We start from the raw sequence: 9,906 nt of genomic DNA on the forward strand, positions 1-9,906 counted from the left end.
TCTTTACATCTTCCAGGAAAGAGAATACTTTGTAGTTTCCGGCGCAATAAACGATTTCTGAGGCATGTGCTCCCATTCCCGGTATCACGCCGATGAAGTCTTTCACCACCGGACAAGCCAGTTCGGGGTAAGCGGCCAGCGACGAGTTGGTATGTGCCGGCATTTCTATTTCGGGGATGACCTCGACCTGCCGTGTGGCGGCGTAGGCGATGATCTCTTTCATATCTTCCTGTGTGTAGAAACCGCCGACGGGTGTCGGTTCACCGGCCTTTGCGTTTTTGCGTTGGGAGAAGTCCTTTTCACGTTCCACACGCCAGGCACCTACTTCAGTGAGGCGGGGATATTTCTTTATCTCCAGGCGCCATCCGTTTCCATCTACCAGATGCAGATGGAGTTTGTTCAATTTCAGCATCGCCATGTAATCGATCAGTTTGATTACATTTTCTTTGGGAATGAAGTACCGGGATACATCCAGCATCATGCCGCGATAAGGGAAACGGGGACTGGCCTGGATGGTCAGTGCCGGTACGTTCCATTCGACATTGAGTACCTGTTTCCTGCTTTCTATAGTCGGGGGCAAAAGTTGGCGGATAGACTGTGTGGCATAGAAAAAACCTCTGTTGTCTGCTGCTTTAACAGAGATCAGGGAAGGGGTTATTTCCATTTTGTAGCTTTCTGCCGCAACTGTCGTATCTGTGGAGAAAACGATAGAAGCGGAAGTCTCGGATGCCCCTATTCTGACAGTAGGAGTGAACCCGCCGGAGGTCGTGAACAAGTTGGCTAACAATTCGGCAACAGGTTGTTGTTCCTGGTTCTCCACCTGGATCACGGTGTGTTTGCTGAATGCGAAATGACCGTTACCGGATGTCTGCCGTTCCGGTTGTGGGATGATGTTTATTTCTGACGGACCGGAGGTTGTGCATCCGGTAGCAAGCCAGATAATAAAGAAAAAGAATAGGAACTTGTCTTTTTTCATTTGATCTATTATTGTGTTAACATTTTCTATCTATGTTTTCAGGTATATAGGTGCAAATTTAGTTGTATGGGGTGGTGGGGATGTCCGGTTTTGTACAAAAATGTTCAATATTTGTCCAGAATAAGGCGTCAGGCTTGTTTTTTAAACGTTGCAGGGAAGGAATTTAGTTCCGCAAGAACTCATGTTGTTTGATAATTGACAAAGATATAAAAAGATTTTTTTACACAAAGACACTTTTCTTAGTCTTTATAAGACAGGAGGTTATTTCATGTTCTTATTCTTCCGAAAAAGAATACCGGATTGCGAAATTTGCACTACAACAGGTAGCTCCTGCTTGTTTGCTTCTTTATTAGGGGCTATTGTGTAGAAATTTAAAGCATAATAGTTACCCACAAACTACCGGTCGGTTTTTTGATACATACTAATCTGTTAATATTTAATCAGCTAGCCTTAAACAACATGAGTTCTTGCGGAACGATGTTATTTATGTACTAAACAAACCTTTAATATGTTAGCTATAATGAAATATATATACCTGTGTTTTTTGGCTTTTTATTGTTTAACCGTAATGCAAGCTGCCCCGCAGTACCACTTCAAGCAGATTTCACTCGAGGAAGGATTATCGGAGTCTATGGTTAAATGTGTTTTGACCGACCACAAAGGGCTTATCTGGATTGGTACCCATTTCGGATTAAACTGTTTTGATCGGGAGAAAATCAAAACCTATTATCATGATAAAAAAGATGCCTGCTCCATACCCGGAAACGATATCTGTTTTTTGGTAGAAGATTCTTTGCTTAATCTATGGGTTTCTACAGAACAGGGATTAGCTTTGTATGACCGCGAAAAAGACAACTTTGTACCGGTACTCTTCAATGATGAAAGATTAAATACACATGCTTACGTGTTAGTGGAAGACGGGCTTTTACTTTTTGGACGGGATGGGTTCTTTAAATATACTTACTCTGACAGAGCAATAAACTCTTTGCCGGTTCATTCGGCAGAGACCTTACGGGTCTTATTTAACAAAGCGTGCACTTATACGATGTCGGACAGTTTGGTCCTGTTGGCATCTCGCTGGAATGGCTTGTGGGAATACAATATCCGTACCGGAGATTTAAAACGCTCTTCCCTGGTCGGGCATTTCCAGATCGCCGCGCTTCTGATCGATTCTTCCGATAATTTGTGGGTGTCTCCCTACGGCAAAGGGCTTATCGGATACGATCGCAATAACAGGGAGATTTGTCGTCTTAACACTCCGGGAGAGTTATCCAACGGAGTTATTCTCGACATCAAGGAACGGGAAGGTAAGCTCTGGCTGGCAACTGACGGAGGCGGTATCAATGTCTACGATAAGAAGGATGGATCTGTCGATGTGATCGATCATGTTCCGGGAAAACCATCCTCCCTGCCTGTAAACTCTTTCTGGTGCCTATATAATGATCCGGATAATAATCTGTGGGCTGGCAGTATCAGGGGGGGATTGATCGGCATGAAGGAGGTCTACATGAAAACTTATCGGGATGCGTTTCCTAATTCGACTTACGGTTTGAGTAACAGGGCGGTTACCGCTATGTACGAAGATCCGGAGGGGGTGGTTTGGCTGGGTACGGACGGGGGAGGCATGAACCGTCTCGATCCCCGAACCGGATCTGTCCGCCATTATCCTTCGACTTATCCGTCGAAAATAGTTTCCATAATCGATTATAGTGCAACCGAACTTCTCTTCTCGCGTTTTGGGGAAGGGTTGTATCTGTTTAATAAGCAAACCGGTAAGGTAAAGGAATATCCGGTGACGGATACGGAGAAGCATAATATATTGTTCAGGCTGGGTAAATCGGTGCAGCTGTATCGCCTGGACGATAAGCGCTTTTACCTGTTGGCGGATAGTGTCTATCTGTATAACCAGTCTCCCGGAAAGCTGGCAACAGTACAAACGGAGGTAGGTGGGGCGACATTCTCTTCCCTCAATTTAATAGCAAAAGAGGATGACTTTGGTTATTTGTGGGGAGAAAGCGATCTGTTCGTATTGGATCATAAAAAGAATAACATACGTGTACTTTATTCTTTTGCAGACTCCATAGGCGTAATAGCCGCTGCTTGTAAGGATGGCAAAGGGGATATCTGGATCGGAACGACGACCGGTGTGTTTCGTTTCAACCCGGAAGAGAAGACGTTGATACCCATAGAGAACAATCGCTTCCTCGGAGCTACCTCACTCGGCTTTGACAAGTCCGGCCGCTTGTGGATCGGGACGCATAACGGTCTATACGCTTATCTACCGGAGGGTCGGAAAATAATGATGTTCGGAGAATCCGATGGTGTGTATGTGAATGAATATATCACCAAATCTCCGCTGATAACCGAAGAAGGCGATATTTATATGGCCGGCATGATGGGGCTGGTACATATCGGAAACAATATCCCTTTTCCGGAAAATCCGGACCCTGTCATAGGTCTGCTGGACGTAATGCTGAATGGGGCATCTTCCGGCTCGGAGGTGAGCCGGAATGGAAATACGATCTCTGTCCCCTGGAATTATACCTCTTTAACGGCAAAAGTGATTGTCAGGGAGAACGATCTGATGCGGAAGAAACTATTTCGTTATTATATAAAAGGTCCACAGGAAGAAATGGTGGAGTCGTCCAGCCATACGATCGCGTTTCATGCTTTATCTGCCGGCCTGTATGAGATATGGGGCTCCTGCAATAAGAAGAACGGGGATTGGAGTGTGCCTGTTAAGCTCTTGACTGTGGAGGTGATGCCTCCCTGGTGGCGGACAAACTGGTTTCTGTTTTGTTGTGCACTGGCCATGCTGGCCGGCCTGTCTTTTGTGTTCTGGCTGGTTATGAAAAAGCAGGAAACGAGAATGATATGGGCCATGAAAGAACATGAACAGCGGACGTATGAAGAAAAGATCCGTTTCCTTATCAACCTGAACCATGAGCTTCGTACGCCCCTGACCCTGATCTATTCGCCGCTAAAACGGCTTCTCGATTCGGGGGAGATCGGTAACGCTGCCCATGGCAGACAATTGGAAGATATTCTGAAACAGACCCGCCGGGTGAAAGACATCATCGACATGGTGTTGGATGTCCGCAAAATGGAAACCGGAACAGAAACGCTTTGCATCGGCTCCCATAAATTGAATGAGTGGATACGGCAGGTGACAGATGCATTCAAAGAGGAGTTGCTTCATAAGAATATTAGCCTGGAATACCAGTTGGACGCTTCGCTCGGGGAAGTACCCTTTGATGCGGCAAAATGTGAGATAGTCTTGTCTAACCTGGTAATGAATGCGATGAAGTTTAGTAATGCGGACACTTGTATTACCGTATCTTCCCGCCTTGAACGGGGGTATGTGCGTATCTCCGTTTCCGACCAGGGTATCGGGCTGAATAATGTCGATATCACCCGGCTGTTCGAACGTTTCTATCAAGGAACGCATGACAGACAAGGGACAGGGATCGGTTTGTCTTATGCACGTATGTTGGTGGAGATGCACGGAGGACGTATCGGTGCAGCAAACAATATTGGAAAAGGAGCTACATTCTTCTATGAATTGCCTTTGAATAATACGACAACATCGATCGTTGCCAGACCTTATCTGAATGAGCTGCTGGTTTCTTCCGAAGAAAAAGCCGATATGGCTATCGACTTCTCCGTCAGGAAATACGCAGTCCTGATCGTGGAGGATGAGCCGGAACTTCGGAATTATCTGAAGGCTTCCCTGAAAGAGTTTTTCCGGCAGGTGTATGTGGCTGTGGATGGTGTCGAGGCTTTGGATATGGCTATCCGCCATTTACCGGATATTGTCATCAGTGATGTCATGATGCCCCGCATGGATGGTATGGAGTTTTGCCGTTTGTTGAAGTGTAACCTCGAAGTCAGTCATATTCCGGTTATCTTGCTGACTGCCCGCAATGATCAGGCCAGCACGGTACAGGGATATAAAGAAGGGGCGGACTTTTATCTGCCGAAGCCGTTCGATCTGGAGTTCCTTCTTGCCATAGTCCGCAACCTTTTGAAGAACAGGGAAGCCGTCAAGCTACGGTATAAAGACAGCCGGGAAACCGTCTCTCCGAAAGAAGATACCATCAGTAATGCCGACGAACAGTTCATGAAAAAGCTGAACGAATTGATAAGGGAACATTTGGATAATCCCGAGCTGGATGTGAACTTCGTGGCCTCGCAAATGGCCATGAGCCGGGCTTCACTATATAATAAACTGAAAGCCTTGACGGACGTCAGTATCGGCGATTATATCAATAAGTTCAGGATGGCCCGCGTGATGGAGTTGCTGGCTGATAAGGAGCTTAGTATTATGGAAGTTTCGGAGAAAGCCGGATTTACCAACCAACGGTATTTCAGTACGGTATTCAAACAGGTCTATGGAACTACCCCGTCTAAATACCGTCAGGAGCATTTCTCCTGATGAAGTTATTTTCGGATAGGCAGCAGGTAAATGATGCGTGCCGACATGACCTGAGAGGAGGCCTTGTTGAAGTCGTCGCTTTTGCGGGTATTGAAGATATCTCCTAATGCATAGTAATAACGTCCTTCAAGCAGAAAATAACCGATGCCTGTGCGCAGTTCGATACCCGGCCCACCGCATAATCCCCAGTCGAATTTCTTTTGGATAGGCAGGTCGTGTTGGTAGTTGGCGCCATCGTTCTTATTGGGCTCATTCGGGTTTGTGCTGGTCTTATCGCTGAACGCATAACCTATTTTGGGCCCCAGGTTTACGTAAAACTTAAACTTGTCGCTTCCGAAGTAAATATGCGTGAAGAACGGTATTTCAAAGTAATTGATCGTGCGAGCATACTTGTATGTCGGATTATTGTCGAACTTTTCTTCCCATCCTTGCTGGCTAAAGTTCAACTCGGTCTGTAAGCCCAGGTTCTTTTCCGAGTTCCACCGCAAAACCAGGCCGCCGTTGTATCCCTGTTTCATTTTAGTATAAACTTTGGGGTTGAAGCTGACGGATGAAAAGTTCATACCGAACGAGGCACCGACAGATACTTCCTGCGGGAATTTACTTTGTGCCTTACTTCCGGTAATAACGGCCAGGCACAAAGAGGATATGATTATAATCTTTCTGATCATCTTACTTCACTGCGTGTTACATTATAGTCGTTCTGGTAGTGAACGATAAATATGTTGGTGTTGATAAAACCTCCCCAGTTATTAACCCGTTCGAAGTCGAAACAGGTCTGTATACCTTTGTAGCGGATCTTTCCCAGATTGTTCTCGAAGTTGGAACCGTATTTGCGGATGGCATCGAAGAAGAACATACCGGTATCGAAGCCTAATATTCCGTATTTAGGGAAGTAGTTGATCAGGCTCTTGCTGTACCAGGTCTTGTATTTCGAATAGAAGTCCGATACTTCGGGTGCGAGGTTGTCTGCATAGAAGTTACTATATATATAGGTATTCAATGCAAAGAAATCGTCTAGGCACTCGCGGGTATAAGTCTGCCATTCCGGATAACCGAACATGGTGATGTTGTATTCCGGCTTTGTTTCGGAAAGCATGCGTAGGGGAGATTTGAATTTGTTCAGTGCTTCCAGTGTGCCGGAAGTAGGAACGATTACGCTTCTTTTTTCCTTGCTCAACAGGGCTTCCATATCGGTAGGGAATGTTTCAGCCGAGTAAGTCAGTTCGCGCCAGGGGATATTCCGTTGTTTCATTTCAGCCTTGAAGGCTTTGATGAAATCAGTTTTCTCCTCCGTTCCTGGCACTTTCAGCAAGATCACGTTGTCGTTGGCAAACAAGTCGCATCCGGCCTGTGACGCTTTGGCATACAGGTAGGAATGAGGGGTGTTTACCTGAAAAATATTGGCATTGGATAATACATCGTCGTTCTTGGATGTGAACGGGATGACGTATTTGATATTGTTCTTTTCTGCAAATTCGGCGACCGGGCCGATCTGGTCGTTGTATACGGCTCCGATGATCAGGTTGGCTTCTTTCAGAGCGTCGTCTTTCAGTACTTCCTTCAGTTTCTTTGTGCCATTGCCTGTATCGAATACGGATAACTCGATCGAACCTCCGCTGTTGCGAAGGCTGTCGACCGCGAGCAGCATTCCTTCATAATACTCGATGAAACGCAGGGTGTTGGCCGAAGGAGTCTTTTCGTTTGTCATAAACGGCAACAATAGGGCTACCTTGATCATATTCACCCGTTTGATCTCCCGGGGAGCGGTAAGCAGGGCATTCACGTCCCTTTCATGCATCACCGGAGCGGTTTCGGTTACGACATCTTTTGTCTCCACCGGTATTTTGATGACCATGCCGGCTTTTACTCCGTCTTTCAGTTTCGGGTTACGTTTGATAAGTTCTGCACTCGAAACGTTGAACTTACGGCAGATACGATACATGGTTTCTTTCTTTTCGATCGTATATTCGATCTCCTTGGTGACGGTCTTTACCTCTTTGGTAGGCAACGACTCGATAGGAGTAGCCGGGATACGGATGGTTTTGCCGATCGTAAAAGTGGAAGTCGACAATCCTGGGTTTGCTTCGATGATGTCCGGACCGGGTACAGCATACCGGATAGACAATGAATAAAGCGTTTCCTTCGGTTGGATCGTATGATATAAGAAATTTTCTTCCGTCTTTTCCAATGAAGCGGAACCGGCATCCCGTTGCGGAATTTTTAAGGTGGCGCCAGCCTTGATCGACTCGCGGCTTTCGGGATTCAGACGATAAATATCATCTACCGTCACTCCGTACATAGTAGCGATGGAGTAAACGGTCTGTCCCCGCTCTATGGTATGATAAAATATATTATCATTTAGTTCGTTAGTAGTAATAATCCGTGCCCTGTTGTTTTGTGAATGCAAAGAAATACAGGCAAAACTCAGGCATAATGTCAATACGTATATACTAATCTTATTCATTTGCTGATTGGAATATTTGCCGCAAAGATAGTGTATGTCCGTATAAAATACTAATTTTGGAAGCTAATTAGGTTATAATATATGCAAAGGAATTGTTTACGAAGAGTGGTCGGGACGCTCTGTTTTCTGTTGTTGGTACTTGCAGCACATGCTCAAAAATATACGGTGACGGGGGGGCAAGGGACGCCACTGCTGGCTCTTGATGATACTAAATACAAGATTCAGGTCTACCTCGTTTATGGTATGGAGAATGCGGAGATACGCTATACTCCACAGACTGGAAATTGTCGTTGGTTTAAATTTAAAAACAAGGCAGTAAATGGGGAAGAAATTCCTTCGTTTCAGGAAGGAACAACAAGTGTTATAAGAAATCTGGAAGATGGATGTGGATATTATGTAATGGAGAGTCAAAGTATTTACGAGTCACATTATGTCTGGATTATTGATTATAGTAAGTATGCTGTTAATATAACAGAGCTTCATGTCGATCAGCAACGTAGTGGCTGTGATGGTCTGTATTTGACAGGAAGTCCCCAATTGTCGGAAATGAAATATAGTAATCCCGAAACAGGTTATGCAACTGTCTTGAACCGAGAATTTGAAGCGACTTATCAGACGATGGAAAAAGCTCAAGATGGCTCGATGATGGTTACGAAAATAGTAACAGAAACTATCAATGACCCGTTTAAAGACAAGATAGGTCCTCCTTACTGTGATACGGATGTGACGTTGTCAGGAGATTTGTTTGCCCGTCATTTCGGTGTGGAGAAGGTGATAACGACTGATGTTTATCAAGCTGTAGCGGTAGAGGCAGTAATGAAGATAGACACTTTGTCCTATGCAAGCGATATCCCTAATATGGTCGTGAAAGGAGATAGCTTGTCGGCTCCTGTCGAGTTTAATTTTACAGCGATAGCCAATGTACCTGTAGCCGCCATATTCAAATGGACTGTCTCCCAAAAGAATGAGGGGACAGAGAGTACAAAGCTGATGGAGCAAAATGGAAATAGAGAAGAAATCAATTATACCTTCAACCAGAATGGTACCTATATTGTTTCCTTAGAGGTATCAGACCGAACGTTGCAATGTACGAATATTCTGCCTGAGGTTACAATAAATATTTCAGACACCTATCTCGAAGTCCCTAATGCATTCTCTCCCGGAACGACTCCCGGTATAAACGACGAGTTCAGGGTGGCTTACCGCTCCCTTAACAGTTTCAAATGCTGGATATTCAATCGGTGGGGGGCAGAGATCTATCATTGGACAGACCCGGCGCAAGGTTGGGATGGTAAGAAAGGAGGGAAGTATGTGGCTCCCGGTGTTTATTTTTATGTGATAGAAGCTACCGGCTCGGACGGTAAACGATTAAAGAGAAAAGGTTCAATTAACATTCTTAGATCAAAGAGAATAGATGATGAAATTATCGAAGAATAGTATATTTAGTTTTTTGGCAGGTGGCTTGATTTGCCTGACGGCCTGCCTGTCGATCAGTTCAAGTGATTCAGAAAAAGTATTGGAAGGAAAACCTGTCGTTATGGCGATGACGGCTTCACCGGATATCCCTGCGTCTTTGGATTTTTGTGGAGAACCGATAGACCTGACCCGCTACAATATGCGTGAAGGGTTCGATCGTGAATTGAGTAGTTTTACCTATTTCCATTCCACCACGATGTTGTTGATCAAGCGTGCCAACCGTTACTTCCCGGTTATCGAACCGATATTGAAGGCGAATGGTGTCCCTGACGACTTTAAATACCTGGCAGTGATAGAAAGTCACCTCGATCCCCGTGTCTCTTCCCCTGCACGCGCAGTCGGAATGTGGCAGTTCCTGGAAGCGACGGGCAAACAGTATGGCCTGACGGTCACACCCACGGTCGACGAACGTTGTCATGTAGCCAAAGCAACCGAAGCTGCCTGTAAATACCTGAAGTCTGCCTATGCCAAATACGGCGACTGGCCCAATGTTGCCGCCTCCTACAACGCAGGCATGGGACGTATCTCCGGTGAACTGACCAAGCAGACAGC

6 protein-coding genes are annotated in these 9,906 nt (G+C 45.5%); 3 read left to right on the top strand and 3 right to left on the bottom strand.

The genetic code is table 11. From position 1 onward, the window contains the following. The coding region (locus QZ076_RS21405; protein ID WP_293717140.1) for a family 20 glycosylhydrolase at window positions 1-976 on the bottom strand (976 nt) is incomplete at its 3' end. A gap of 520 nt (window positions 977-1,496) precedes the next feature. Between QZ076_RS21405 and QZ076_RS21410 the strand changes: the two genes are divergently transcribed. Continuing rightward, window positions 1,497-5,411 (top strand): two-component regulator propeller domain-containing protein, encoded by a 3,915-nt coding sequence (locus tag QZ076_RS21410; protein ID WP_293717141.1) that lies wholly within the window; start codon window positions 1,497-1,499, stop codon window positions 5,409-5,411. 5 nt (window positions 5,412-5,416) lie between these two features. Here QZ076_RS21410 and QZ076_RS21415 read toward each other — a convergent pair whose 3' ends face one another. Both QZ076_RS21415 and QZ076_RS21420 read right to left on the bottom strand, forming a co-directional pair. Continuing rightward, on the bottom strand, window positions 5,417-6,082 hold the full coding sequence (locus QZ076_RS21415) for a porin family protein (protein WP_293717142.1): 666 nt from the start codon (window positions 6,080-6,082) through the stop codon (window positions 5,417-5,419). Beyond that, window positions 6,079-7,878, bottom strand: coding sequence for a LysM peptidoglycan-binding domain-containing protein (locus tag QZ076_RS21420; RefSeq protein ID WP_293717143.1), 1,800 nt, complete (start codon window positions 7,876-7,878; stop codon window positions 6,079-6,081). The genes QZ076_RS21415 and QZ076_RS21420 overlap by 4 nt, the downstream gene beginning before the upstream one ends. Window positions 7,879-7,959: 81 nt before the next feature. On the opposite strand from QZ076_RS21420, the gene QZ076_RS21425 reads away from it, so the two are divergent. After that, a complete protein-coding gene (locus tag QZ076_RS21425; RefSeq protein WP_293717144.1) occupies window positions 7,960-9,315 on the top strand; it encodes a gliding motility-associated C-terminal domain-containing protein in 1,356 nt (451 codons plus the stop codon). Further along, on the top strand, window positions 9,293-9,906 hold a 614-nt coding region (locus QZ076_RS21430), incomplete at its 3' end, for a lytic transglycosylase domain-containing protein (protein ID WP_293717145.1). The genes QZ076_RS21425 and QZ076_RS21430, both read left to right, overlap by 23 nt.

Source organism: uncultured Parabacteroides sp. (genome assembly GCF_905196875.1).
GTDB lineage: Bacteria > Bacteroidota > Bacteroidia > Bacteroidales > Tannerellaceae > Parabacteroides.

What these genes read in the sequence shown, in the direction of transcription:
- QZ076_RS21410 (WP_293717141.1), top strand. Translation starts at nt 1,497, where the DNA reads ATGAAATATATATACCTGTGTTTTTTGGCTTTTTATTGTTTAACCGTA.
- QZ076_RS21415 (WP_293717142.1), bottom strand. Translation starts at nt 6,082, where the DNA reads ATGATCAGAAAGATTATAATCATATCCTCTTTGTGCCTGGCCGTTATT.
- QZ076_RS21420 (WP_293717143.1), bottom strand. Translation starts at nt 7,878, where the DNA reads ATGAATAAGATTAGTATATACGTATTGACATTATGCCTGAGTTTTGCC.
- QZ076_RS21425 (WP_293717144.1), top strand. Translation starts at nt 7,960, where the DNA reads ATGCAAAGGAATTGTTTACGAAGAGTGGTCGGGACGCTCTGTTTTCTG.